At 69.6% G+C, this 23,693-nt stretch carries 23 protein-coding genes and 1 tRNA gene; 7 read left to right on the top strand and 17 right to left on the bottom strand.

What is annotated here, in order from left to right:
• The first annotated feature begins 10 nt into the window (after positions 1 to 10).
• The 3 genes from EVU97_RS08020 to EVU97_RS08010 all read left to right on the top strand — a co-directional run bounded on the left by EVU97_RS08020 (position 11) and on the right by EVU97_RS08010 (position 3,103).
• On the top strand, positions 11 to 1,729 hold the full coding sequence (locus tag EVU97_RS08020) for an AMP-binding protein (RefSeq protein WP_129664922.1): 1,719 nt from the start codon (positions 11 to 13) through the stop codon (positions 1,727 to 1,729).
• A gap of 158 nt (positions 1,730 to 1,887) precedes the next feature.
• On the top strand, positions 1,888 to 2,433 hold the full coding sequence (locus tag EVU97_RS08015) for a helix-turn-helix domain-containing protein (protein ID WP_129664920.1): 546 nt from the start codon (positions 1,888 to 1,890) through the stop codon (positions 2,431 to 2,433).
• 19 nt (positions 2,434 to 2,452) lie between these two features.
• On the top strand, positions 2,453 to 3,103 hold the full coding sequence (locus tag EVU97_RS08010; protein ID WP_129664918.1) for a LysE family translocator: 651 nt from the start codon (positions 2,453 to 2,455) through the stop codon (positions 3,101 to 3,103).
• A 78-nt stretch (positions 3,104 to 3,181) separates the two neighbouring features.
• Here the strand turns inward: EVU97_RS08010 and EVU97_RS08005 are convergent.
• The 7 genes from EVU97_RS08005 to EVU97_RS07975 form a co-directional block, all read right to left on the bottom strand.
• Positions 3,182 to 3,255, bottom strand: a tRNA-Thr gene (locus EVU97_RS08005).
• Between the two features lie 137 nt (positions 3,256 to 3,392).
• The gene (locus EVU97_RS08000; protein WP_129664916.1) at positions 3,393 to 4,946 is read right to left on the bottom strand and encodes an alpha/beta hydrolase; all 1,554 of its coding nucleotides are present in this window, start codon (positions 4,944 to 4,946) and stop codon (positions 3,393 to 3,395) included.
• 17 nt (positions 4,947 to 4,963) lie between these two features.
• Positions 4,964 to 6,148: a DNA polymerase III subunit delta' gene (locus EVU97_RS07995; RefSeq protein WP_129664914.1), complete on the bottom strand. Its 1,185-nt coding sequence runs from the start codon at positions 6,146 to 6,148 to the stop codon at positions 4,964 to 4,966.
• A complete protein-coding gene (tmk, locus tag EVU97_RS07990; RefSeq protein ID WP_129664912.1) occupies positions 6,145 to 6,846 on the bottom strand; it encodes a dTMP kinase in 702 nt (233 codons plus the stop codon). Before tmk ends, EVU97_RS07995 begins: the two co-directional genes overlap by 4 nt.
• Positions 6,847 to 7,039: 193 nt before the next feature.
• Positions 7,040 to 7,831: a MerR family transcriptional regulator gene (locus EVU97_RS07985; RefSeq protein ID WP_129664910.1), complete on the bottom strand. Its 792-nt coding sequence runs from the start codon at positions 7,829 to 7,831 to the stop codon at positions 7,040 to 7,042.
• A 53-nt stretch (positions 7,832 to 7,884) separates the two neighbouring features.
• A complete protein-coding gene (locus tag EVU97_RS07980) occupies positions 7,885 to 8,490 on the bottom strand; it encodes a hypothetical protein (RefSeq protein WP_129664908.1) in 606 nt (201 codons plus the stop codon).
• Entirely contained in the window at positions 8,474 to 9,157 is a 684-nt protein-coding gene (locus tag EVU97_RS07975; RefSeq protein WP_129664906.1) for a hypothetical protein, read from the bottom strand. The genes EVU97_RS07980 and EVU97_RS07975 overlap by 17 nt, the downstream gene beginning before the upstream one ends.
• Before the next feature lie 56 nt (positions 9,158 to 9,213).
• Between EVU97_RS07975 and EVU97_RS07970 the strand changes: the two genes are divergently transcribed.
• Entirely contained in the window at positions 9,214 to 9,774 is a 561-nt protein-coding gene (locus EVU97_RS07970) for a dienelactone hydrolase family protein (RefSeq protein WP_047312481.1), read from the top strand.
• Between the two features lie 74 nt (positions 9,775 to 9,848).
• On the opposite strand, the gene topA is transcribed toward EVU97_RS07970, so the two are convergent.
• Positions 9,849 to 12,674, bottom strand: coding sequence for a type I DNA topoisomerase (gene topA, locus EVU97_RS07965; RefSeq protein WP_129664904.1), 2,826 nt, complete (start codon positions 12,672 to 12,674; stop codon positions 9,849 to 9,851).
• Positions 12,675 to 12,848: 174 nt separating this feature from the next.
• On the opposite strand from topA, the gene EVU97_RS07960 reads away from it, so the two are divergent.
• On the top strand, positions 12,849 to 13,664 hold the full coding sequence (locus tag EVU97_RS07960) for a dioxygenase (RefSeq protein WP_047312483.1): 816 nt from the start codon (positions 12,849 to 12,851) through the stop codon (positions 13,662 to 13,664).
• 217 nt (positions 13,665 to 13,881) lie between these two features.
• A complete protein-coding gene (locus EVU97_RS07955) occupies positions 13,882 to 14,538 on the top strand; it encodes a hypothetical protein (protein ID WP_129664902.1) in 657 nt (218 codons plus the stop codon).
• A gap of 84 nt (positions 14,539 to 14,622) precedes the next feature.
• Here EVU97_RS07955 and EVU97_RS07950 read toward each other — a convergent pair whose 3' ends face one another.
• Together EVU97_RS07950 and EVU97_RS07945 are read right to left on the bottom strand one after the other, a co-directional pair.
• On the bottom strand, positions 14,623 to 16,143 hold the full coding sequence (locus EVU97_RS07950; RefSeq protein WP_129664900.1) for a methyltransferase: 1,521 nt from the start codon (positions 16,141 to 16,143) through the stop codon (positions 14,623 to 14,625).
• A 44-nt stretch (positions 16,144 to 16,187) separates the two neighbouring features.
• Positions 16,188 to 16,514 carry an STAS domain-containing protein gene (locus EVU97_RS07945; RefSeq protein WP_052947129.1) on the bottom strand — a complete coding sequence of 109 codons (327 nt, stop codon included), beginning with the start codon at positions 16,512 to 16,514 and terminating at the stop codon, positions 16,188 to 16,190.
• Positions 16,515 to 16,652: 138 nt separating this feature from the next.
• Here EVU97_RS07945 and EVU97_RS07940 point away from each other — a divergent pair, with 138 nt between their 5' ends.
• The gene (locus EVU97_RS07940; protein WP_129664898.1) at positions 16,653 to 19,070 is read left to right on the top strand and encodes a DEAD/DEAH box helicase; all 2,418 of its coding nucleotides are present in this window, start codon (positions 16,653 to 16,655) and stop codon (positions 19,068 to 19,070) included.
• Between the two features lie 113 nt (positions 19,071 to 19,183).
• Here EVU97_RS07940 and EVU97_RS07935 read toward each other — a convergent pair whose 3' ends face one another.
• The 7 genes from EVU97_RS07935 to EVU97_RS07905 all read right to left on the bottom strand — a co-directional run bounded on the left by EVU97_RS07935 (position 19,184) and on the right by EVU97_RS07905 (position 23,538).
• Positions 19,184 to 19,582: an Rv3654c family TadE-like protein gene (locus EVU97_RS07935; RefSeq protein WP_255417460.1), complete on the bottom strand. Its 399-nt coding sequence runs from the start codon at positions 19,580 to 19,582 to the stop codon at positions 19,184 to 19,186.
• 71 nt (positions 19,583 to 19,653) lie between these two features.
• Positions 19,654 to 20,010 (bottom strand): TadE family type IV pilus minor pilin, encoded by a 357-nt coding sequence (locus EVU97_RS07930; RefSeq protein WP_129664895.1) that lies wholly within the window; start codon positions 20,008 to 20,010, stop codon positions 19,654 to 19,656.
• A gap of 61 nt (positions 20,011 to 20,071) precedes the next feature.
• Entirely contained in the window at positions 20,072 to 20,284 is a 213-nt protein-coding gene (locus EVU97_RS07925) for a DUF4244 domain-containing protein (RefSeq protein ID WP_052947104.1), read from the bottom strand.
• A 95-nt stretch (positions 20,285 to 20,379) separates the two neighbouring features.
• Positions 20,380 to 20,799, bottom strand: coding sequence for a type II secretion system F family protein (locus EVU97_RS07920; RefSeq protein ID WP_129664893.1), 420 nt, complete (start codon positions 20,797 to 20,799; stop codon positions 20,380 to 20,382).
• Between the two features lie 119 nt (positions 20,800 to 20,918).
• The gene (locus EVU97_RS07915) at positions 20,919 to 21,620 is read right to left on the bottom strand and encodes a type II secretion system F family protein (RefSeq protein WP_129664891.1); all 702 of its coding nucleotides are present in this window, start codon (positions 21,618 to 21,620) and stop codon (positions 20,919 to 20,921) included.
• Positions 21,617 to 22,741, bottom strand: a complete 1,125-nt coding sequence (locus tag EVU97_RS07910; RefSeq protein WP_240730160.1) for a TadA family conjugal transfer-associated ATPase — start codon at positions 22,739 to 22,741, stop codon at positions 21,617 to 21,619. The genes EVU97_RS07915 and EVU97_RS07910 overlap by 4 nt, the downstream gene beginning before the upstream one ends.
• On the bottom strand, positions 22,732 to 23,538 hold the full coding sequence (locus tag EVU97_RS07905) for a hypothetical protein (RefSeq protein ID WP_129664889.1): 807 nt from the start codon (positions 23,536 to 23,538) through the stop codon (positions 22,732 to 22,734). The genes EVU97_RS07910 and EVU97_RS07905 overlap by 10 nt, the downstream gene beginning before the upstream one ends.
• Positions 23,539 to 23,693 lie beyond the last annotated feature (155 nt).

Raw genomic sequence — 23,693 nt, 5'->3', positions numbered from 1 at the left:
GGTGCCGCACATGAGCGAGAACGTAGCCACCACCCGCTATCGCCAGGCTCGCGACGAGCTACTCGCCCTGCGCGGCAAGCACGAGGAGGCCGTCGCCTCTTTCACGTGGCCCGACCTGGGCGACCGGTTCAACTGGGCCCACGACTGGTTCGACGTCGTTGCGCGCGGCAAGGACGCGAAGGCGCTCGTCATCGTCGAGGAGGACGGCTCCTCACAGGAGGTGACGTTCGACGAGATGGCGCGCCGCTCCGACGCGGTGGGTGCGTGGCTCGCCGAGCAGGGCGTCACGCGCGGCGATCCCGTCATCGTCATGCTGGGCAACCAGGTGGAGTTGTGGGACATCATGCTCGCCACGATGAAGCTCGGCGCCATCATCATGCCGACGACGACGGCCGTCGGGCCGAACGATCTCGTCGACCGCATCGAGCGCGGCGGCGTCAAGCACGTCATCGCGAACGCTGCGGACACCGACAAGTTCTCCTCCGTGCCCGGCACGTACACGCGCATTTCCGTTGGCGAGAGCGAGGGCTGGCAGGACATGCGCGCCGCCTACGCGAACGTCGAGGGCGCCACCCCGCTCGATCACCCGGGCACCGCGCCGAGCGACCCGCTGCTCTACTACTTCACGTCCGGCACGACGAGCCGGCCGAAGCTCGTCGAGCACACGCAGTCCTCGTACCCGCTGGGCCACCTGTCGACGATGTACTGGCTCGGTCTCGAACCGGGCGACGTGCACCTCAACATCTCCAGTCCGGGGTGGGCCAAGCACGCGTGGTCGTGCTTCTACGCGCCGTGGATCGCAGAGGCGACGATCTTCGTCTACAACTACACGCGCTTCTCCCCCGGCGCCCTGCTGGAGCAGCTGCGCAGCCGCGAGGTGACGACGTTCTGCGCGCCTCCCACGGTGTGGCGCATGCTCATCAACGCCGACCTCTCGGGCGGCAAGGGATCGCTGCGCGAACTCATCGGCGCGGGCGAGCCGCTCAACCCGGAGGTCGTCTCCCGCGTCGAGAAGGCGTGGGGTCTCACGATCCGCGACGGCTACGGCCAGACCGAGATGACGGCGTCCGTCGGCAACACCCCCGGCTCCACGGTGAAGCCGGGGTCCATGGGCCGGGCGCTGCCGGGCATCCCGGTCGTCATCGTCGACCCGATGACGGGTGAGCGCGTCGAGGGCGCCGGCGAGGGCGAGATCTGCCTCGACCTGTCCGACCGGCCGCTCTCGCTCATGACCGGCTACCTCGGCGACGAGAAGCGCAACGCCGAGGCATTGGAGGGCGGTTTCTACCACACGGGTGACGTGGCGACGATCGACGACGAGGGCTACATCAGCTACGTCGGGCGCACCGACGACGTGTTCAAGGCGAGCGACTACAAGATCAGCCCGTTCGAGTTGGAGTCGGTGCTCATCGAACACCCGGCCGTGGCCGAGGCAGCCATCGCGCCGGCCCCCGACGCCGTCCGCCTCGCCGTACCGAAGGCTTACCTCGTCCTCGTCGACGGGCAGGAGGGTGACGAGGCGACGGCGGAGAGCATCTTCGCGTTCGCCCGCGAGCGCCTGGCGCCGTGGCAACGCGTGCGTCGCCTCGAGTTCGCCGAACTGCCGAAGACGATCTCGGGCAAGATCCGACGCGTCGAACTACGCGGCCGCGAGAACGAGCTGGCCGACGCCCACGAGCGGCCCGAGGGCGAGTTCCGCGACGAGGACTTCCCCAGCCTGCGCGGCTGACGGCGCTGCGGCGACCCTTCCCCCGGGCCACGGATGACGGCTCGGGGGAGGGTCGCTTTATGCCCGGCGCCGACTGAGGTGCCAACGCGCCACATGACGAGACCCATCACACACAAATCGCACTATCCGCCGAACGAAACGTTCGCTAAAGTGAACACATGGCCTACTTGAGCGAACGCGTCGGAGCGCAGATCAAGCTGCGCCGCGAGCAGCGAGGGTTCTCCCTCACCGAGCTCGCGCGACGAGCTGATCTCGGCAAGGGCACCCTGTCGAATCTCGAGGCGGGGCGCGGCAACCCGACGCTCGACACGCTCGACGCCCTGGCGCGAGCCCTCGGCATCCCGCTCACCGACCTGCTCACGGTTCAGCCCACCGGCCAGGTCACCGTCGTGCGCGCCGAACCCGCACCACACGACGAGTTCACCCGTCAGTTCCTCGCGCGCGTCGGCGGAGGCCGCAGCCTCGAGATCTGGCGTCTGCACATGCCGCCCGGCGACGTCTTCGACGGCGTTCCGCACACTCCCGGCACGGTCGAACACGTCATCCTCGTGAGCGGCTCGCTGCGGGCCGGCCCCACGGACGCCCCCGTTGATCTGGAGCCCGGCGACCTCGTCGCGTTCCCCGGGGACGCACCCCACCGCTACATCGCCGGCCCCGAGGGGGCCGACATGCACTTCGTCTTCGCCACGCCCACGCTCGGCTGATCACCCAGAAGGAGCACCCTTGTCCCTCGCCACCTGGCTCACCCTGCTGTCGGCCTGGATCGTCGCCGTCGCCTCCCCCGGGCCCGACTTCCTCGCCGTCATGCGCACCTCGGCAACCTCGGGTCGCCGTAAAGGGCTGTTCGTCGCCGCCGGCGTGACGACCGGCATCGCCCTGTGGGTCGTGCTCGCCCTTACCGGCCTCGCCGTGGTCTTCGCCCAGTACGAGGCCGCCTACAAGGTCGTGCGTTACCTGGGCGCGGCGTTCCTCATCGGGTACGGCCTGCGCATCCTGTGGAGCCTGCGCCGCAGCAGCAACAATGACGACGAGACTCCCGCGGCCAATGCGGCTGCTGCGTCAGCACCCCTCGCGACCCGCAGCGTGTGGAAGGCGTACCGCATCGGCCTCGTGACGAACGTCGCCAACCCGAAGGCCCTCGTCTTCTTCGGCGCCCTGCTCGCCTCGATCGTGCCGCACGGTTCGCCGTTGCTCGCCCAGCTCGAGGTCTTCGCCACCATCGTCGGCGTCGCGTTCGCGTGGTTCGCGAGCCTCGCGTGGATTGCGTCCGGCGAACGCGTCGCGAACGGCTATCGCCGCGCAGCCCGCCGTATCGACGGCGCGGTGGGTGGCGTGTTCACCGTCATCGGCGTCTCGCTCGCCGCGAAGGCGTGAGCTTCGCCGCAGGGACGGAGGCGGTTGCCCCGACATGACGAAAGCCCCCAGGTGAGACCTGGGGGCTTTCGTGCGCTGAGCCGCTTGTCGGAATCGAACCGACGACCTTCTCATTACGAGTGAGACGCTCTGGCCGACTGAGCTAAAGCGGCACCGCTGGGGCTCGGAGAATCTCCGGCAGCGAGGCTAGACATTACACGAGGACGCAGGCGAACGCGAATTGCGGGGGCCCTCCACGCGCTCGCCCACCCGTCGAACGGGTGTCGCGAAAAGAGCCGGAGGACGGCCCTCAGCAGGTGGTCTTCTCCGGAAGGTTCTTGCCTTCGAGCAGGTAGGAGTCGATGGCCGAGTCGACGCACTCGGAGCCGCGGCCGTAGGCCGTGTGACCGTCACCGTCGTAGCTCACGAGACGCCCGTTCTCGAGCTGCTTCTCGAGGCGCTCGCTCCACTCGTACGGCGTGGCCGGGTCGCGGGTCGTGCCGACGACGACGATCGGTCCGGAGCCCGCCGCCTTGACCGACTTGGCCTCACCCGTGGCCTTGACCGGCCAGTCCGCGCAGATGGCGCCGGCCCAGGCGAGCTGCGAGCCCCAGGTCGGGGCGTCCTTGGCGAGCGCCTTCGTTTCCTTTTCGTACGTCGCGACGCCGCCCGTCGGGGCCGGGCGGTCGAGGCAGGTGACGGCGTTGATGACCTGCATGATGTTGCCGTTGTAGGTGCCGTCGTCGTTGCGCTCGGCGTACTGCTTGCCCGAGGCGAGTAAGAGCGTCCCGTCACCGTTCATCGCCCCGCGCAACGCATCCGTCAGGCCCGGCCAGCTGGCCTCGTCGTAGAGGCCCGCGGCGATGCCGTTGACGGCCCACCCCTCGGTGAGTCGATCGATGCGCGAGTCACCCTCGGCGCGAACGGTCTTGTCGTCGAGGCCCGCGAGGAACTCCTGGAGCTTCTTCTTGCCGGCCGCCGGTTCCGAACCGAGGGGGCAGTCGGATTCCTTCGTGCAGGAGGCGAGGTAGGCGTCCAGTGCCGTTTCGAATCCCTTGGCCTGTCCGGCGTTGAGCTCGGCCATCGTGAGGTCGGGCGGCAGCACGCCGTCGAGCACCATGCGCCCGACCTTCTTCGGGAACTGCTCGGCGTAGGAGGCTCCGAGGAACGTTCCGTACGACTTTCCGAGGTAGTCGAGCTTGTCCTCGCCGAGGGCCGCGCGCAGAACGTCCATGTCCTTGGCCGCCTCCTCGGTGGAGACGTGGCCGAGCAGCGGGCCGGCGTTCTTCTTGCAGGCGTCGGCGAAGGACTTGTCGGCGGCGAGCAGTTCCTTCTGCTCTGCCGCGTTGTCGGGTGACGGATCGGCACCGAGAAGATCGTCGAGCTCGGCGTCGCCGACGCACGTGATGGCCGCCGAACGCTGAACGCCCCGCGGGTCGAAGCCGACGACGTCGAAGCTCTCGCGCACGCCCGAACTGACGATGCTGTCGGCGGCCGCGGCATAGTCGACACCCGAGGCGCCGGGTCCACCCGGGTTGACGACGAGCGACCCCTTCTTCGTGCCGGTGGCTTTCTGGCGGTTGACCGCGATCTCGATCGTGGCACCGCTCGGCTTGGCGTAGTCGATGGGCACGCGCAGTTTCGCGCACTCACCCTCGTCGCACTTCTCCCACTTGAGCTTCTGGGAGTAGAACGACTGCAGACCCGACGGAGCAGGCCCGGCCTTCGATGCCGACGTGGTGGCACTGCCCGCCCCGGTTGCCTCGGAGTGCGACGACGACGAGCTACAACCGGCCACCAGCGTCAGCGCGCCGGCCGCCGCGAGGGCCACGCGCAGCGAGCGGGAGGTGGAACGTCGGGTCATGGGGTCTCCTCGGGGCGTTACAGGGGAAGTTCGAGCGCGATGCACATGGCTTCGAGCGCGAGCAGAGGCGGCACGTTGGCGGCGATGCGTTCGCGTGCGGTGGCGATGGCGTCGAGGGCGAGCAGAAGTTGCTCGGGTGTCAGCGCCCGCGCGAGCTGTTCGACCTCACCGACGATGTCGGCGTTGACGAGGTCGACCGGCTTACCCCAGCGCACGACCATGGCGTCGCGGTACGTCGAGGCGAGGTCGATGAGGGCGCGGTCGACGACGTCACGCGCGAATCGCGTGGCCCGCGTCTTCTGCTCCTTCTCGAGCTGATTGATCGCCGAACGCACGTGCGGGGGTTGGGTTCTCGCCGACGTGTCGGCGCCCAACTGCTCGAGCAGCTTCGCTTTCTCCTGGGCGTTGCGCTCCCCCGACGACGCGCCGGATTCGTCCTCGGCGATCGACGCGAGGTCGGCGGCGGCCTTGAGCGCGTCACCGAGCCCGCGGATGGACAGGGCGAGCAGGAGGGTCTCCCGTCGGCGGATCCGAGCGCCTTCGTCACGCGCGAGTCGGCGAGCGATGCCGATGTGCGATTGCGCGGCGCGGGCCGCGTACGTGGCCATGGCCACGTCGACTCCGTCGCGGCGCACGAGAAGTTCGGCCACGGCTTCGACCGGAGGGATGCGCAGGCGCACGTGACGAGACCGGCTGCGGAGCGTGACGATGATGTCCTCGACGCTCGGCGCACACAGCAGCCAGACGGTGCGCGGCACAGGCTCCTCGAGGGCCTTGAGCAGGGCGTCGGCGGCGCGTTCGGTGAGGCGGTCGGCGTCCTCGATGACGATGACGCGCCAGCGCCCCACCGACGGCGACGACTGTGCCGCGAGCGCCAGATCGCGGGCCTCGCGGACCTGGATCGTCAGACCCTTCGTCGAGACGATCTGGACGTCGGCGTGAGAACCGTCGAACGTGGTGCGGCATTCGCGGCACTCACCACACCCGCCCTGTGGGCACTCGAGCGCGGCGGCGAACGCGCGGGCCGCGTTGGAGCGCCCCGAGCCGGGCGGGCCGGTGAGGAGCCACGCGTGCGTCATGCGGCGGGGGTCGGCGATAGCCTCCGAGAGCGTGCGGACGGCATCGTCCTGGCCGACGAGATCGCGCCACACGCCTTCGCCGATGCCCGGAACGGAGCGCACCTCGGGTGCCTGCACGCTCATCGACGCGCCGCCAAGGTCTGTTCGAGTCGGGTGCGAACCGCAGCTGCGATGTCCTCGCGCGGCAGCGAAGCGTCGAGGACGAGGTAGCGCTCGGGGTAGCGAGCGGCGAGTGCGAGGAAGTGCTCGCGCACGCGCGCGTGAAAGTCGTCGGCTTCACGTTCGAGCCGGTCTTCGCCGCCGCGGCCACCACGGCGGGCGCGGCCGTCAGCCGGGTCGACGTCGAGCAGCACCGTGAGCTCGGGCGTGAGGCCCGTGGTCGCCCAGCGTGAGATGGACTCGATGTCGGCGGCGTCGAGCGCGCGGCCCGCGCCCTGGTAGGCGATGGACGAGTCGATGTACCGGTCCTGCAGGATGACGTCGCCGCGTTCCAGCGCCGGGCGCACGAGTGTCTCGACGTGGTGGGCCCGGTCGGCCGCATAGAGCAGCGCCTCGGCGCGGGGCGCGACGTGGTCGCCGTGGAGGATGAGCTGCCGGATCGCGACTCCGAGTTCGGTGCCGCCCGGCTCGCGCGTCGTGACGACGGCGTGGCCCTGCTCCTCGAGCCAGGCCTGGGCGAGCGCGATCTGCGTCGTCTTGCCGGCGCCGTCGCCGCCTTCGAACGTGACGAAAAGACCTGCGCGTGCGCTGCCACTGACACCATCGCGGGCCGCGCCGGGCACGGGGGCGAGCAGTTCCTCGTCACGCACGTCGTCAGCCATGCGCACACCCTACCGAGGCGCACCGACAACGCCGGATCGCCGCTCGGTCGCGGCGGCCCGACGCGTCAGGACACAACGCGCCTGACGGCCTCGTCGGCACCTCAACCACCCCGATTCGGGACGCAAGGTGCCGCCGCGCCCCGCCCGCACCCGACGCCTGCGGAGGTCCGCCCTCACCCCGCGCCCGAGAAATTCACGAACCGCAGTTCTCGTCCACACCCCGCTTGGCGCAGTAGGCCGTGATCACCGAGGTGACGTACGGCGCGAGGTCGGGCTCGACGTCGTCGTAGGTCTTCGCGAACCGCGGGTCAGCGCTGAACATCTCACCCATGCCGCGCAGCATCGGCAGCGGGACGTCGTTGAACCACGTCTCGATGTGGTCGCGGTGCGCCTGGACCGCGGCGTCCGCCTGCTCGGAGCCCGGTTCCGCGCCGTCACGCTTGGCCTGCGCGAACCGCTCCATGACGGCGTCGCCCTCGGCCTTGATGCGAACCCACTGTTCCTTCGTGTACGACTTCGCGCGGCGCTGCGACTCCTTGTACGCGTCGGTCTCGCCCCAGCGGGCCTCGGCTTCCGCGTCGTAGCTCTCGTCGTAGCCGGTGCCGAAGATCTCCTTCATCTCGCCTTCGGTGATGGCGTAGTCACTCATCGGTTCCTCCCTCGTCAGTGCGGTGTCGATGGCCCGCACGAGCCCGTTCAGCTCGTCGAGCCTGGCGATGACCGCCTCCCTGCGTCGGCGAAGCTGCTCGGTGAGCGCATCGTCGTCCGCCAACACGGCGCCGATGTCCGCCAGTGGCATCTCGAGACGCCGCAGCAAAACGACGCGGGCGAGACGTTGCACGTCGCCCGGCGAGTAAAGCCGGTAGTCGGCCCAACTGCGCTCGCTCGGCGTGACGAGGCCGATCGCGTCGTAGTGGTGCAGGGTGCGCACCGTGATGCCGAAGCGTTCGGCCACTTGGCCCACCGTCAACAGGTCGTCGGTCATGTCACCACCCCACCGCCTCACGCAGCGTGAGGGTCAAACACGGGCGCGGAAAGTCACTGCGCGTAGCCGATCTCGGCGTCCTCGGCCTGCTCGTCGAGGCCGTAGACCGACCCCCGGTAGCTGGGAGGCGTCACGCCGGTCGCGGCATCGCGCCGCAGGAGTGGCTTGGCGATGGCGTGAAGAAAGATCGGTGCGAGCACGAAGAACCACAGCATGATGCTGCCGATCGTTCCGATGACACCGAACATGAGGGCCGCGGACCACGCGCCGTCCCGGAGGCCGAGGCGAACCACCGACACGAGCGTCCAGACGACGGGACTCAGCGCGCACCACAGCTGGCACGCCGTGACACGGTCGCCGAGCGACAACCCGGCCGAACGCCGAAGCGCCACCAGCGCCAGGCCCGTTGCGGCGAGGGCATGCACGCTGACGATCCAGGCCGCAGCGATGAAGACCGCGCCGGCGCTCCAGCCGTCACCCGACGGGCCGTCGCCGAACGCCCCCGCTTGCCCCGCCAGGAGGACGACGAGGAGCCACAGCACCCCGACGACGCTGCTCGCCGCCACGGTGCCGACACCGATGGCGGCCGCCTTCGTCAGGTCGGCACTCAGCGGCGCCGTGCGAGCAGTCTGCTGCTCGGTCTTAGTTCCCGTTCCCACGGCGACATTGTTCACCGTCGACGAAGGCCGAACGAGTGCGTTTCCACAACGGTTCGGTGACGAACAGCCGCCGCGGCTCGTTCAGACACGCACGTCGGAGGGGACGCCACCGTCCGCCCCGGGCGCAGCCGAGCCATCCGAACGCCTCGCCGGAAGGCGATGCCAACCAGAGCCATTCGACCGATCCCCGGACCACCAACGCGACGACGAGCGGTGCGAGGGTGACGCACCACATCGCCACCCCAGCAGCACTCATCCCGATCCCGAGACCGATCGCCGTGAGGCCTCCTCCGTCTGACGATCCGGTCGCGAGCCACCCGGTGAACACGAGCGCGCAGATGACCGGGCTCGCCGCCGTCCAGAGCACCATCGACAGCACGCGTCCGCCCGCGCTCGCACCGCGGGTGGAGCGGAGCGACACGAATCCGAGAACCCACGCCACCAGTGCGCAAGGCACGGCGACCCACAGCGCCGAGCGGGCGAGTTCACCCCCGGAAAAGCGCCCGTCAGCCTGAGTGCCGAGGCCGAAGTCCGTGCCGAGGGTGAAGCCCACGACCGTCACGGCCACGACGTCCCACCCGACCGCAGCGACGGCAGCCGCTCCGGCGAGCAGAAGATCGGCCCTGCGCGTGGCGCCCGCCGTCTCGGTTCGTTCCCCGGTGTCCATGCGCCTCGTTCTGTCACATCCGCCTGTGCGGTGCCCGAATGTGCCACGGTGAACGCATGGCACACGTCCTGCTCCTGCACTCCGCACTCGGCTTGCGCTCGGCCGTCCACGAGTTCGCTGCCGACCTGCGCGACCTCGGGCACACCGTCGAGACCCCCGATTACTACGACGGCCACGTCTTCGACTCCGAACGCGACGGCATTGCCTACCGCGACGAGGTCGGTGTTCCCACGCTGATGAAGCGGGCAAAGGGCTACCTCGACGGGCTGCCTGAGGACGCCGTTCTCGGCGGCTTCTCCCTCGGAGCGTTCTTCGCACAGGCTTTCGCTGCCAAACGGCCCGACGCCCGCGCCGCTCTCCTCCTGCACAGCGTGGCTCCGCCCCAGGGTGAGTGGAACGGTGTGCCCGTGCAGGTGCACCGCTACGCCGAGGACCACTGGATCGACGAACCCGACGTTGCGGCGCTGCGTGACGCGGTGGAGGCCTCGGGGGCGTCCTTCGAAGACATCGTTGTGCCCGGCCGCGGTCACTTGTTCACCGACGCCGGCACCCCGGACGGCGACGCTGACGCCACCCGTACCTCGCTCGAACGCATCGCCGCGCTGCTCAACGGCTGAACCTTCCGTCAGAGCGAACGAAGAGGTCGCCTCCCCGAGCGGGGAGGCGACCTCTTTTCGTCGTGACGTTCGGTTCAGGCCTTCTTGGCCGTCTTCAACGTGCTCTTGGCGGCCGTCTTCTTCGTGGCCGTCTTCGCCGTCGTCTTCTTGGCGGTCTTCTTGGTCGACTTCTTCGCTGCCTTCTTGCGCGTCGTCGGCCCCTTCGCCCGCTTCTCGGCGAGCAGCTCGAAAGCCCGCTCGGCCGTCAGGGTCTCGACGTCGTCGTCCTTGCGCAGCGTCGCGTTGGTCTCGCCGTCGGTGACGTACTCACCGAAGCGACCGTCCTTGACGACGACCGGCTTGCCCGACGCAGGGTCGGCGCCGAACTCCTTGAGCGGCGGCTTCGCAGCCGCGCGGCCACGCTGCTTCGGCTGGGCGTAGATCGCCTCGGCCTCCTCGAGCGTGATGGAGAACAGTTGCGACTCCGTCTCGAGCGAGCGGCTGTCGGTGCCCTTCTTGAGGTAGGGGCCGTACCGGCCGTTCTGCGCGGTGATCTCGACCTTCTCGGTCTTCTCCGTGCCGTCGTCAGCCGTCTTCTTCTCCTCGACGACGCCGACGACGCGCGGCAGCGAGAGCAGCTTGAGCGCGGTCTCGAGGTCGATCGTCGCGAGGTCCATGTCCTTGAACAGCGACGCCGTGCGCGGCTTCGGCTTGGCAGCCTTCTTCTTCGGCTTCTCGTCGGCGGCGGGGGCCTCGTCGGCCAGCACCTCCGTGACGTACGGGCCGTAACGACCGGCCTTCGCGACGATGTCGCGGCCCGTCTCCGGGTCCTGTCCGAGCACGCGACCGTCATCGTCGGCCGCTTCGAGCAGTTCGCGGATCTTCGCCGGCGTCATCTCGTCCGGCGCGATCTCGTCGGTGATCGACGCGCGGCGCGGCGTCGCCGACGCAGCGGCCTGCGCGTCCGCACCGTCCTTGACCTCGCCCGTGGCCGGGTCGACGCCCTCGGGCACGTCCTGCTGGACGTACGGCCCGTAACGGCCGACGCGCACGACGTAGCCCTCACCGATCGGAATGGTCGAGATGCCGCGGGCGTCGATCTCGCCGAGGTCGTCGACGAGCTGACGCAGGCCCTCGGCCGATGCGCCTTCGTCACCGAAGTAGAAGCGCGACAGCCAGCGGGCGCGCTCCTCGTCACCGCCGGCGATCCGGTCGAGGCCCTCCTCCATGGATGCGGTGAAGTCGTAGTCGACGAGGCTCGGGAAGTGCGTCTCGAGCAGGTTCGTGACGGCGAACGCGAGCCACGTCGGGATGAGCGCACTGCCGCGCGTTCGCACGTAACCGCGGTCCTGGATCGTGCCGACGGTGGCGGCGTACGTCGAGGGGCGGCCGATGCCGCGTTCCTCGAGCGCCTTGACGAGCGTGGCCTCGGTGAAACGAGCCGGCGGCGACGTCTCGTGGCCGAGCGCTTCGGCGCGCAGCACGTCGAGGGAAACGCCCTCGGAGAGCTTCGGCAGGCGACGCTCCGAGTAATCGTTGGAGTAACGGTCGGCGTCGCGCCCCTCCTCGTACGCGGCGAGGAATCCGCGGAAGGTGATGACGGTGCCGCTGGCCGAGTACTCGGCCTGCTTGGCCACGCCGGAGCTCTCGACCGGCACGGTGAGCTTCACCGAAGCCGTCGAGCCCTTGGCGTCAGCCATCTGCGAGGCGACGGTGCGCTTCCAGATGAGTTCGTAGAGCGCGAACTCGGTGCCGCGCAGCTGGCCGGCCACCTGCGCCGGCGTGCGGAAGCGGTCACCCGCGGGACGGATCGCCTCGTGGGCTTCCTGCGCGTTCTTTGCCTTGCCCGCGTAGCGACGCGGCGCGTCCGGCACGTACTCGGCGCCGTAAAGGTCGCGTGCCTGCTGGCGCGCAGCGCTGATGGCCGACTCCGACAGCGTCACCGAGTCGGTACGCATATAGGTGATGTAGCCGTTCTCGTAGAGGCGCTGCGCGACACGCATCGTGTCCTTCGAGCCGAGGCGCAGCTTGCGGCTCGCCTCCTGCTGCAGCGTCGAGGTGATGAACGGCGCGCTCGGCTTGCGCGAGTACGGCTTCTCGCTGACGGCGGAAACGCTCGCGTGCGACGAACGCGTCGACTCTGCGATCTTCTCGGCGGCAGCGCCGTCGAGGTGGCGCACGCCCTTGCTCTTGAGCACACCGTCGTCACCGAAGTCGCGGCCGGAGGCCACGCGCTCGCCGTCGACGGAGCTGAGCTTGGCGACGAACGACTGGCCGGCCTTGGCCTCGAACTCGCCCTCGACGTCCCAGTAGGACGCTGCGCGGAACGCCATGCGCTCGCGCTCACGCTCGACGACCATGCGCGTCGCGACCGACTGCACACGACCGGCCGACAGCCCGCGGCGCACCTTGCGCCACAGCACCGGCGAGACCTCGTAGCCGTAGAGGCGGTCGAGGATGCGGCGCGTCTCCTGCGCGTTGACCATCTGCATGTCGAGGTCGCGCGTGTTGTTCGCGGCACGCTGGATGGCTTCCTTGGTGATCTCGTGGAACACCATGCGCTTGACGGGCACCTTCGGCTTCAGCGTCTCGTACAGGTGCCACGCGATGGCCTCGCCCTCGCGGTCCTCATCGGTGGCGAGGTAGAGCTCGTCGGCGTCCTTGAGGGCCCGTTTGAGCTCGGCCACCTTCTTCTTCTTGTCCGCGTCGACGACGTAGTACGCGTCGAAGCCGTTGTCGACGTCGACGGCGAACTTGCCGTACGGCCCCTTCTTCATGTCGGCCGGGAGTTCGCTCGGCGTGGGCAGATCACGAATGTGACCGACGCTGGCGTCGACGACGTACTCGTCCCCCAGGTACGCGGCGATGTTCTTGACCTTGTTCGGCGACTCGACGATGACGAGTTTGCGGCCTGACGACACGTGTTGCTCCTTTGCTGTCGATCGCGGGGCGCCGGATTCGTCGGCGCCGCCCCAGTGCGATCGCTATGACCGTACCCGACGCCTCCGAGTGCCCGAACAGGCCGATCGCCCGGACGACACGCCGTTCCCTGCCTGAGGGTGGAACAGTTGAAGGCTCAACGGTGTTGCACCGTGATGACATCGCCCGTGGCCACGCCGCCCTCCTCCGACTCACGACCGCCCGTCCTCTACCTGAGCCACGGTGCTCCCCCGCTCGCCGACGACGCGACGTGGACTCGCGAACTGGCTTCGTGGTCAGGCGCGTTCACCAAGCCGAAGCAGATCCTCATGGTGTCGGCGCACTGGGAGAACGCCCCCGTCACCGTCTCCTCGACGACCGGTGCACCCCTCGTCTACGACTTCTGGGGCTTTCCGCAGAAGTACTACGAGGTCACCTACGACGCGCCTGCGGCGCCGGAGCTCGCCGAATCCGTGGCGCGCCTCCTCGGCACGCCCGACACCCCGATCTACCAGGACACCTCGCGCGGCCTTGACCACGGCGCCTACGTGCCGCTCGTCGAGATGTTCCCAGACGCCGACGTTCCCGTCCTGCAGATGTCGATGCCGACGCTCGACCCGCGTGAGCTCTTCGAGCTCGGGCGCAAGCTCGCGCCGCTGCGTGACGAGGGCACCCTGGTCGTCGGTTCGGGGTTCACGACGCACAACCTGTCGTGGTTCAACCCCGTGGCGGATTGGCCCGCCCCCTCGCCGTCCGTCGAGTTCGACCACTGGGCTGCGGAGACGATGGCGAGCGGCGACCTCGACGCGTTGTTCGACTTCATCCACAAGGCCCCGGCTGCTCACGAGGCGCACCCGCGCACCGAGCACTGGGCACCGCTCTACGTCGCCCTCGGCGCGGCGAACCCCGACGGAGCCGCGAGCGCCACATCACGCACGAGCATCGACGGCTTCTGGCACGGGCTGAGCAAGCGGAGCTGGCAGCTCGACTGAGGTGCGGCGGGTGGGCGACGAACCTCGAACTTCCGCAAGAACATTGGGTGGCAAACCACACCCGGGGCACCCGAGAGGACGTACTGTTCTTCTCAGATGTCCAGGGGATTCAGAACTTTTTCCGAGGTGCAGGGTGAACGCCTCGAAGAAACATGGAACCGAACGCCTCTGGGCTCCGTCACAAGAGCAGTTGACACCGCCCACAAGGAGGAATCCCATGTCACTCATTCGCAAGGCACTGCCGCTCACCTTCGCTGCTGCAGTCGGCCTTTCCGGCTGCACGATGAACGTCGGTTCCGAGGGCGAGTCGAGCTCCGGCTCGTCCACTCAGTCCCAGACGTCGAGCGAGTCGCCCAGCTCGTCGGAGCAGTCGTCGGAAGAGTCGTCGGAGAGCCCCAGCTCCACCGAGAGCCCGAGCTCCGAGGAGTCGTCGGAAGAGTCGTCCGAGAGCCCCAGCTCCTCTGACAGCCCGAGCTCTGACGGCTCCTCGTCGTCGAAGCGTCTCTCGTCGAGCGAGCTCGGCAACTACGCCTCGACGAACGCCGTCCGCGCCTGCGCCATCAAGGACATTGCCTACAACGGCACGGCCCGCTTCTGCGGCTCCGACCACGAGGACATCACGGCCGATTACAAGGGTCAGCAGCTGTGGGTCACGTTGGCCACGAAGTACGAGAAGGGCGCCACGTACAGCTACACCGTCTCGAACGGTCAGCAGTCGCAGACGAAGTCGCTCCCGTCGAGCAACCTCAACGACGGAGACAGCGCCACGGTCGCCGTCTACGTCCCGATGCGCGTCTCGGGTGACTACAAGGTCACCTACAAGAAGAACGGCGCCCAGATCGCCGAGAAGTCGGTCAAGGTCTCGGTCGACTGATCACCTCAAGCACGGCCGACGGCCCCGCTCCTCACATCGAGGGGCGGGGCCGTCGCTCGTCCTGCGGGCTCTCGGCGCGGCCGGTCAGCCTTCCACGCGTTCGAGCATCCCGTTGGCGATGAGCCGGCGCAGCAACGGCAGCGTCCCGGCGATGACCTCGTCGTCCGGCACACCGACGAGTGAGGCGATGGCGACGAGCGCGGTGCGGGCGCTCATCGAGCCGTCACAGACCGACAGGAACGCCGCGAGCACGGTGTCGGCCTGGATCGAGAGGCCCAGCCCACCGCCCTGACGGATCATGATGACGCTCGGGTCGTCCGCGCCCGGCTTCGTGTGGCGCTCCTCGGTGACGTCGGGTGCGGCCCGCCACGTGCCGTCGAGGAGGTCGTCGTCGCTCGTCAGGGCCAGCCAGGAGCGGGCTCGCAGCCCGGCGTCGATCGTCGGGCCCATGGCCGATGCCACCGGGCCGCGCTCGTCCATGAGGTCGACGAAGGGATCGCGCTCGGACTCGGGCCGCTGCAGCGTCACGATGCCGAATCCGATGCTCTCGACTCCGCGTGCCGCGAAGTCGTCGAGCCATGCCGCGTACATGGCACCGTACTCGGGTGAGTTGACGCCGGCACCGCCGTCACGGGCCCACAGTTCGGCGTACTCGAACGGATCCTGAACCTCGCGCTGGACGACCCACGCGTTGAGTCCGGTGCCCTCGAGCCATTCGGTCCAAACCTGCTCGAACCCGTGGCCTTCGCGCATCTCCCAGTTACCGAGGAATTGTGCGATACCGCCGGGCTCGAGGTGATCACCCACGGAACGCACGAGGTCGCGGATGACGCCGTCACCCACAGCGCCGCCGTCGCGGTACTCGTAGCCGGGCATGCCCTCGGCGCGTGGCGTGATGACGAAGGGCGGGTTGCTCACGACGAGGTCGAAGCGGCGGCCCGCGACGGGCTCGAGCATCGAGCCGGCGAGCACTTCGAGCGGCAGGCGGTTGAGGGCGGCGTTGAAACGAACGAAGTCGAGGGCGCGCGTCGCGAGGTCGGTGGCGACGATGTGCTGCACGTGCCCCGCGAGGTGAACGGCCTGGACGCCGCAGCCAGTGCCGAGGTCGAGAGCAGCGGCCACCTCTCGGCGCGGGGTCCAACGCGCGAGCGTCGTGGACGCACCGCCGATGCCGAGCACGTGATCGGTGGCGAGGACGCTGCCCGTCGCGAGCTCCGACAGGTCGGAGGCGAGCCACCACGAGGAGTTCTCGTCGCCGTAGGGGCGCAGGTCGACGGCCGAGCGCAGCCCGGAGTCTGCCGGAACCGCGAGACCGAGACGTTCGAGTCCCTTGGCCCGTAGCGACGGGAAGGCCGCGTCGAGAGCGTCGAGGGTGTGAGTCTCGCCGAGGGTGAAGAAGCGGACCATCGTGGCCACCGGGTCGTCGCTGCCTGCGAGGGCACGACGCGCGGGAAGAGGCTGCTCCCGGTGCAACGCGGCGGACGCGCCCGGGCCGAGAAGCTCTGCGACGTGCTCGACGGTGTAATCGGCGACGACGAGGTCGTCTCTCAGCGCTTCGACGAGGTCGGTGGCTTCTGCGTCGGGGACGGGCATCCGGGAAGACATGCCCCCAGTATGGCGTTGCCGTCTCCGGTCGAACGCGGCGCGGCTCAGGCCGAGATGGCGGCGACCGACGAATCGACGTCCGTGTCGATGGCGAAGATGTTGTCGAGGCCGGTGATCTTGAAGTTGCGCAGCACGTGGGGGTTGGTGATGACGACGCGCATCTGTCCCTCGAGCAGACGGACGGCCTTGAGGCGTCCCACGAGGACGCCGAGGCCGGTGGAGTCGAGGAAGCCCACGTCACGCAGGTCGGCCACGATGTTGTGGTGCCCGGCCGCGAGTACCTTCGAGATCGCGTCACGCACCGTGGGTGCCGTGTACACGTCGACCTCACCGTCGAAGGCAACGACGACCACGTCACCTTCGCGATGCATGTTCACCTTGAGGTCCACGTGCGCGACCCTCCTGTTCGGTCGTGGTCTGGCAGGGGTGCGTCGAGCGTTAGTTTGTCATCTGGCCACCGAAAGTCAACGCCCGGCACCGCTTCTGGGCCCTGGGGAGGGACGCTCGCGATGACGTACGACGCCCGGTGCTCCCCGGATCAGATGCTCGACATCCTCGCCGGGCAGGGCACCGGGGAGTTGCGTCACGTACGTCGACGGCCCGCTCGCGAGACCGTGACGGCGCCGTGGCCGGACTCTGTTCCGGCTCTCGTGCGGTCGACTTTCGAGGGCACCGGAATCCACGAACTCTGGTCGCACCAGAGTGAGGCCATCGCTCGGGTGATGGCCGGTGAGCACGTCGTCGTCGCGACGGGCACTGCGTCGGGAAAGTCCCTCGCCTACCAGGTGCCGATGCTGTCCGCCGCCACCGGTGCGCACGACCCGGCTACCCCGTCGATGTTCGCCTCGCTGCGCGGCGCGACGAGTCTCTACCTGTCGCCGACGAAGGCGCTGGCAGCCGATCAGCGCACCCGCCTCGAAGCCTTGGCCGTGCCGGGCGCGCGCCTGGCCACCCTCGACGGTGACACGCCTCCCGACGAACGACGTTGGATCCGCGACCACGCGAACGTCATCCTCACCAACCCTGACCTGCTCCATCACTCGATGCTGCCCGCGCACGAACGGTGGTCGATGTTCTGGCGCTCGTTGCGACTCGTCGTCATCGACGAATGCCACATCTACCGAGGTGTCTTCGGGGCGCACACGGCCGGCGTGCTGCGACGGCTGCGGCGTATCGCGGCCCGCTACGGGGCCGAGCCGACGTTCGTGCTCGCCTCGGCGACAGCAGCCGACCCTGCCAGGCACGCTCGCGCGCTCACGGGGCTCGACGTCACCGCTGTCACGGACGACGGCTCGCCGCGCCCGGCGCTGACGTTCGGCCTGTGGGAGCCCGGGCCTCCGCCCGGCGCGGAGGCCGAGCACGAGGTTTCCTCAGCACTCGACGGAGCTCGTGGTTCGGATGACCCCGCCGATTCCTCAGCCGACGTCACGGACGATCTCGGCCGCCGCAGCGCCGTGGCAGAGACCGGTGACCTCTTCGGCGCGCTCGTCGGTTCCGGGGTACAGACGCTCGCCTTCGCGCGCTCGCGGGTCGGCGTCGAGGTGGTGGCCGACATGGCCCGTCAGCGGCTGTGGAACGAGGGGCTCGACGAATCCCTCGTGGCCGCGTACCGCGGCGGATACCTGCCCGAGGAGCGCCGCGCCCTCGAGCGCGGACTGCGCACGGGAACGTTGCGGGGCATCGCCGCGACGAGCGCGCTCGAACTCGGCATCGACGTCAGCGGGCTCGACGCCGTGCTCCTCGCGGGTTGGCCGGGCACTGTGGCGTCGTTGCACCAGCAAGCGGGCCGGGCCGGACGCTCGGGGCGAGACGCCCTGGCCCTGTTCGTGGCCGCCGACGACCCGCTCGACACCTACCTCGTCCACCACCCCGACGTGTTCTTCGGCCGACCGGTGGAGGCCACCGTGATGGACCCGACGAACCCGTACGTCCTCGCTCCGCAACTCGCGTGCGCGGCCGCCGAGTTGCCTCTCACCGAGGACGACGAGGCCCTCTTCGGGCCGGGTATGTGGCCGCTCGTCGACTCGCTCGTGGAGCGCGCCGTCCTGCGGCGGCGCCCGACCGGTTGGTACTGGGCCCGCGACGACCGCCCCGGCGACCACGTGTCGCTGCGCGGCGAGGGTGGCGACGACGTGCGCATCGTCGAATCGCGCACCGGCCGAGTGCTCGGAACGGTCGACGGCAAACGGGCGCTCTCGAGCGTCTTCAAGGGCGCTGTCTACGTGCACCAGGGCGTCTCGTACGTCTCCACGGAGTTGGACCTCGAGGACGGCAGCGCGCACGTCGTGCGCGGCAACCCCGGTTGGTCGACGGCCGCTCGCTCCGTCAGCGCGTTCGACATCATCGGCTCGAGCGCCAGCCGTGCGTGGGGCGCTGCGACACTGCACTACGGCGACATCCGGGTGACGACGCGCGTCACGTCCTTCCTGCGGCGTCTGCCGTCGGGTGAGGTGATAGGCGAGCACCCGCTCGATCTGCCGGAGCGCACCCTCGTGACGAAGGGCGTGTGGTGGACCCTGCCCGAGGACGAGCTCGCCGATGCAGGCATCACCCCCGACGTGGCCCCGGGGGCCCTTCACGCCGCCGAGCACTGCTCGATCGGCCTCATCTCGCTCGTGGCGCAGGGTGATCGGTGGGATATCGGCGGCGTCTCGACGGCGCTGCATCCGGACACGGACATGCCGACGGTCGTCGTCTACGACGCCCTGCCCGGAGGGTCGGGCTTCGCCGAGCGCGCCTACGCGCGGGCCACGGAGTGGCTGACGGCGACGAAGGAAGCGATCGAGACGTGCGCGTGCGAGTCGGGCTGCCCGGCGTGCATCCAATCGCCGAAGTGCGGCAACGGCAACAGCCCCCTCGACAAGCACGGTGCGATCGCTCTGCTCGACCTGCTGTTGCGCGACGCCTACGACGACCCGGCCAACTGACGCGTGGCTGGCCCCGTGCTCGACGCAGGATGTGAGCTCTGGTCCGATCTGTGAGCGGCGCCGGTCACATACCGGGCCGAAACTCACACCTTGGCGTCGATTCGCTGCGCCCGTCATGGTCCACGCCCCTCGGGGGCGTCGGCGCGGGCGAGACCGCGTGCTTCGCGTCCGAGCGGCGCGGCGCGCGTGACCGCGACCTGCACCGACGTCGAGCGCACGACACACGACGTGACGCGCGCACCGTTGCGCTCGGCCGTCGTGGCGGCCAGGGCGCAGGGCGACGACCCCGGTTGCGCCGACGAGCCGAGCAGCACACTGGCCGCGGCGAGTGCTGCCTGATCGGCCGCGAGGCGGGTGCGCTCGGTGTCGATCGCGGTGCGCGCGTACGTGACGATCACACCGGCGAGCAGGACGAGCACGACGATGACGCCAAGCATCGTCACCGTGACCGAGCCGCTGTCGTTCCGGGCCTTCGGAGATCCCTGACCTCCCCCGACGTGACCGTCTCGCACCCGGCCGAGTCGGCTCAACCAGCGTTCACGAGCCCGCAGTGGACGCGTGCGACCCCGCGCGGACCACCCGGTCACGGCGAGCCTCCCGAGCTGTTCGCAGCGTCACCCTCGTCCCCGCGTTCTGCGGCAGCCACCGCGCCGGCGGTGATGTCGCCGAGCGCCCACCCGAACCCGCGTGGAGCGGGAACGGAGACGGCCACGCGCACCCATTGCGAGCTCCGCGTGATCGACGTGGCTCCGGAGACACCGCTCTGGCGGACGGCCACGCGCACGGCATCGTCGCTCTCGGCCCGGGCGGCAACCCTCGCGCCCACGGACGCGGCATGCCACGCCCGATGGTGCAGCAGCAGCAACTGGGCAAGACCGACGACGAAGGCGAGCACGAGCGCAACCGCAGGCAAGGCCACGGCGAATTCGGCTGTTGCCATGCCCGATTCGCCGTCACGTTCGTGCGTTCCGTGCCTGCGGCGCGCTCGTGTCATCGTCACGTCAGCGGGTCGAGAGAGCCGACGAGATGATGCCCTCGAGGGCCGAGCGCACGGTCGCGGACTTCACGACGGCGATGAGCACGGCCGCGAAAGCAACCGCGGCGATGGTGCCCACCGCATACTCGGCCGTAGACATGCCGGCCTCGGCGCGTTCGGCGGCCGCTTGCCAGCGGCGCAGCAGGGCATTACGGGTACGACGGGTCACAGCGATCATGGCGATCTCCTCAGGGGTTGAGTTCTTTCGAGTGGTGCGCCGGAGGGCGCGCCGCCGGGGTTCCGGCGGGGTTCGGGGGTGCCCGATGCCAGGTGTCAGCCGAGGGGTTCGACGAGACCCATGACGAGGGGGACGACGGTGAGCAGGACGAAGGCGGGCAGGAAACACAAACCGAGCGGCAGGACGATGCGGACTCCGGCCTTCGCTCCGGCGACAGCGATGCGCTCGCTCTCGCCGACGCGCAGGTCATCAGCGGCCCGCCGCAGAAGCGTGGACGGCGGAGCTCCCGCCCGAGCAGCGAGCGCGAAGGCTCCTGCGGCCGGACGCCAGGCCGAGGAGGCGCCGGCCCAGGCACCGTCTCCGTCGACGCCCCAGCGCATCGCGGCAGCCACACGGGCCAGCGGCTCGCGGACGCCCGGCCCGGTTGCCGCGGACACGGCTTCGAGGGCTGCGACGGTGGGGGCTCCACCCGCGAGCGCCAGGGCGAGCAGGTCCATCGCGTGGGCGACGACCATCGGCGACTCCTCGACCGTGTCGCGTTGCTTCGCCTCCCGTCGGGATGCACCGAAGGCACGTTCGGTCAGGGGCCGAGCGGGCCAGACGCCAACGGCGAGAAGAACCAGTGCGAGGGCGATCACGGCGTCACCGCCGGAGGCTTGAGAGCCGAGGCAACCATGCGCTGCGACCAGGTGGCGCCGGCCCACAAGAGGGCCAACCCGGGCCACAGGGTGAGCAGGCCCGATGTGCCGCTGTAGATCTCGAAGACATCCACGCCGAGCATCCACGCGAGCGCCATGCCCAGAACTGGCAGGAGGACGAGGACACCCATCGTGGCCTTGGCGCCCGCGGTCGCTGCCTCCAGGGCTCGATCGTGGCGACGGCGTGCCCGTAGGTCCGCTGCCGCACTCGTCACGGCGTCGGCCAGCGGACACCCGTGTCGATCGGACATCTCCCACGCCGCCGCAATGTCAGCGCACGCCGGCAGCCTCCACATGACGCCCAGTTCGCGCCAGGTGTCCGCGAGATCTCCACCGGAGCGGGCCGCGTGACGCAACCGCTGCCACCCCTGGCTCGAGTGGGTGCCCCCGTCTGCGTAGGGGGCGACAACGAGCTCGACAGCATTCGACGTAGGAGCACCGGCTCGCAGAACGGCACCGAGCGCATCGAGAACGGCGAGACATTCGGCCTGGGGATCACTACGAGCGAGCAGACCGAAGCGCGACCCGGTTCGCGGGGTGGGCGTCAGCGCGAGCCATCTCGGGGCGGGCCACAGCCCAACGGCGACTGCGAGCGCGAGCGCGCACCACCACAGGGCGGTGTCGGACGGCCACGTCATGACGCCGCTCCGTCCATGAGCGCGCCGAGTTCGTCCCACGCCTCACCACGGCGCCCACCTCTCCAGGCGCTGCGCACCGTGAGGCCGCGGTGATCGCCGTCGAGGACCCCGATGCTCCCCACCCGACGTAGCCCGCCGGATCGCTCGAGGTGCACCACGACCCGGAGCGCGGAGCGCAACTGCGTACGCACGGCCTCGGGGCTCAACCCGGCCAGCGCGCCGAGCGCTTCGAACCGGGCGGGGACGTCACGTGGCGCGTTGGCGTGCACGGTGCCGCATCCACCCTGGTGGCCGGTGTTGAGCGCAGACATGAGTTCGCGCACCTCCGCGCCACGTACCTCGCCGACGACGATGCGATCCGGGCGCATCCGCAACGATTGGCGCACGAGCGTGGTGAGGCTGACCTCGCCGACGCCCTCGACGTTCGGACGTCGTGCTTCGAGCCGCACCACGTGAGGGTGAGCCACCGACAGTTCACGGACGTCCTCGACGAGCAGAATGCGCTCCGAGATCGGCACGCGGGCCAACATTGCGCCCAGCAGTGTCGTCTTGCCGGTTCCCGTGCCTCCGCTCACGACGAAGGCCGTTCGGCTCGTCACAAGTCGCGTGAGCTGGCTCTCGACCTCGGGGGAAACGCTCCCGAGCCGCACGAGGTCCTCGAGCAGCGGTCGTTCATTCGCCGGCACACGCAGGCTGAGGTGGGCAGCGCCTTCGACGAGCGGTGGCAGCAGCGCGTGCAACCGAGCACCGCCGGGCAGTACGGCGTCGACGAACGGGCTCGCGTCGTCGAGCCGACGCCCGGCCACTGCGGCGAGCCGTACCGCGAGACGCCTCACCGCCTCCGCGTCCCCGAGGTCGACCCCGACTTCCTCGAGACCTTCTCCGCGGTCGATCCACACCCCGTCACAACCGTTGACGAGGACGTCGGTGACTCCCTCAATCTCGATGACCCCCTGGAGCGGTCCGGCCCCGAGCACGTCAGCTCCGAGGCGCTCACCCAGCACGGAGGTCTGCGCTCGTGAGTACACGGGAGCGTCCGCATCGACGATCGCCTCGAGCGCCGCAGCACTCGGTGCCCGTCCGGCGTAGATCTCCTTCCACATGCCTTCTGCTACGCCCATGCCATGCTCCGACCTCGCGAGCGGACATAGATGACGACATCCTGAACGAGGCGAGTCATCGTCCGCTCGCCCTCGCCCGGCCAGCGACCGGCCAGCACGTCGTCGGCTGCTCGGTGCCCCAGACGCCACCGGGTGGGCCCGGACGTCACGACCTCCAGATCGAGCGACTCGCCGAGTGCCACACGAGCCCGGGCGTCGGCCTCGAGCGTGACGAGCACCGGCATGAGCTCTCCGTCCAGCTTGTCGACGTACTGCTGGGCGGCTGCCATGGAGCACACGGTTCCGCGTACGAGGAGGACGATGACGTCGCACTCCCTCGGTTCTGCCGGCTCGTGGGGCGCCAACGTGACGACCGACCAGGCCGCTTCGCCCGCGAGCGCCCCGAGTACTGCGCTCCGCACGAGGCGATCGTGAACACGGGGTGCACCTCGTCCGTGCGAGAGCACCCGGACCCCGTCACGTTCCGGCAGTGCGGCGAGGAGCTTCTGCGCGTCGATGTCGGGGCCGGCGCCTCGCAGCGCGTCCCAGCGTGCGCCCGCCTCACGGTCGAGGTCGAGGACGACGTCGAGACCACCTGTGCCCGGTTGTCCGTCGACGAGGACGACCGGGCCGCGGTCCTGCGCCGTTCGATCCGTACCTGGAGACCGTGCGAGATGCCGTGCCACGGCACAGGCGAAGTACGCGGCGTCGGCGGCTGAATCGGGGCAGACCACCCCGATACGGCGCAGTTCGCCGCGCTCGCTGCCCACCTCGTCGGGGGCTGGTGGGCCGAAGAAGTCGGCGTCGAACTCGTCCATGCACGCCAGCGTCGGCCCACAACCTCGACACCGTCCACGACGCGTCGGACGACCTTGTGGACGGGGCCGCCTGAACTACCGAAACGGCGCTCACCGCGTCGCAGATGTGGACGACGGCCCCCGTGCCGGGGGCCACCGCGGCCGCACGGGAGTAG

Source organism: Dermacoccus sp. 147Ba, assembly GCF_004151355.1.
Classification (GTDB): Bacteria; Actinomycetota; Actinomycetes; order Actinomycetales; family Dermatophilaceae; genus Dermacoccus; species Dermacoccus abyssi.
This window is presented reverse-complemented; position numbering and strand designations above follow the sequence as displayed.

Coding starts and splice junctions, on each gene's coding strand:
- EVU97_RS07905 (WP_129664889.1), bottom strand. CDS start 23,538: ATGGACGAGTTCGACGCCGACTTCTTCGGCCCACCAGCCCCCGACGAG.
- EVU97_RS07940 (WP_129664898.1), top strand. CDS start 16,653: ATGACGTACGACGCCCGGTGCTCCCCGGATCAGATGCTCGACATCCTC.
- EVU97_RS07910 (WP_240730160.1), bottom strand. CDS start 22,741: ATGGGCGTAGCAGAAGGCATGTGGAAGGAGATCTACGCCGGACGGGCA.
- EVU97_RS07985 (WP_129664910.1), bottom strand. CDS start 7,831: ATGACCGACGACCTGTTGACGGTGGGCCAAGTGGCCGAACGCTTCGGC.
- EVU97_RS07970 (WP_047312481.1), top strand. CDS start 9,214: ATGGCACACGTCCTGCTCCTGCACTCCGCACTCGGCTTGCGCTCGGCC.
- EVU97_RS08020 (WP_129664922.1), top strand. CDS start 11: ATGAGCGAGAACGTAGCCACCACCCGCTATCGCCAGGCTCGCGACGAG.
- EVU97_RS07945 (WP_052947129.1), bottom strand. CDS start 16,514: ATGCATCGCGAAGGTGACGTGGTCGTCGTTGCCTTCGACGGTGAGGTC.
- EVU97_RS07995 (WP_129664914.1), bottom strand. CDS start 6,148: ATGAGCGTGCAGGCACCCGAGGTGCGCTCCGTTCCGGGCATCGGCGAA.
- tmk (WP_129664912.1), bottom strand. CDS start 6,846: ATGGCTGACGACGTGCGTGACGAGGAACTGCTCGCCCCCGTGCCCGGC.
- EVU97_RS07930 (WP_129664895.1), bottom strand. CDS start 20,010: ATGGCAACAGCCGAATTCGCCGTGGCCTTGCCTGCGGTTGCGCTCGTG.
- EVU97_RS07915 (WP_129664891.1), bottom strand. CDS start 21,620: ATGACGTGGCCGTCCGACACCGCCCTGTGGTGGTGCGCGCTCGCGCTC.
- EVU97_RS07950 (WP_129664900.1), bottom strand. CDS start 16,143: ATGTCTTCCCGGATGCCCGTCCCCGACGCAGAAGCCACCGACCTCGTC.
- EVU97_RS07920 (WP_129664893.1), bottom strand. CDS start 20,799: ATGGTCGTCGCCCACGCGATGGACCTGCTCGCCCTGGCGCTCGCGGGT.
- EVU97_RS07955 (WP_129664902.1), top strand. CDS start 13,882: ATGTCACTCATTCGCAAGGCACTGCCGCTCACCTTCGCTGCTGCAGTC.
- EVU97_RS07975 (WP_129664906.1), bottom strand. CDS start 9,157: ATGGACACCGGGGAACGAACCGAGACGGCGGGCGCCACGCGCAGGGCC.
- EVU97_RS08015 (WP_129664920.1), top strand. CDS start 1,888: ATGGCCTACTTGAGCGAACGCGTCGGAGCGCAGATCAAGCTGCGCCGC.
- EVU97_RS08000 (WP_129664916.1), bottom strand. CDS start 4,946: ATGACCCGACGTTCCACCTCCCGCTCGCTGCGCGTGGCCCTCGCGGCG.
- EVU97_RS07925 (WP_052947104.1), bottom strand. CDS start 20,284: ATGATCGCTGTGACCCGTCGTACCCGTAATGCCCTGCTGCGCCGCTGG.
- EVU97_RS07960 (WP_047312483.1), top strand. CDS start 12,849: ATGACATCGCCCGTGGCCACGCCGCCCTCCTCCGACTCACGACCGCCC.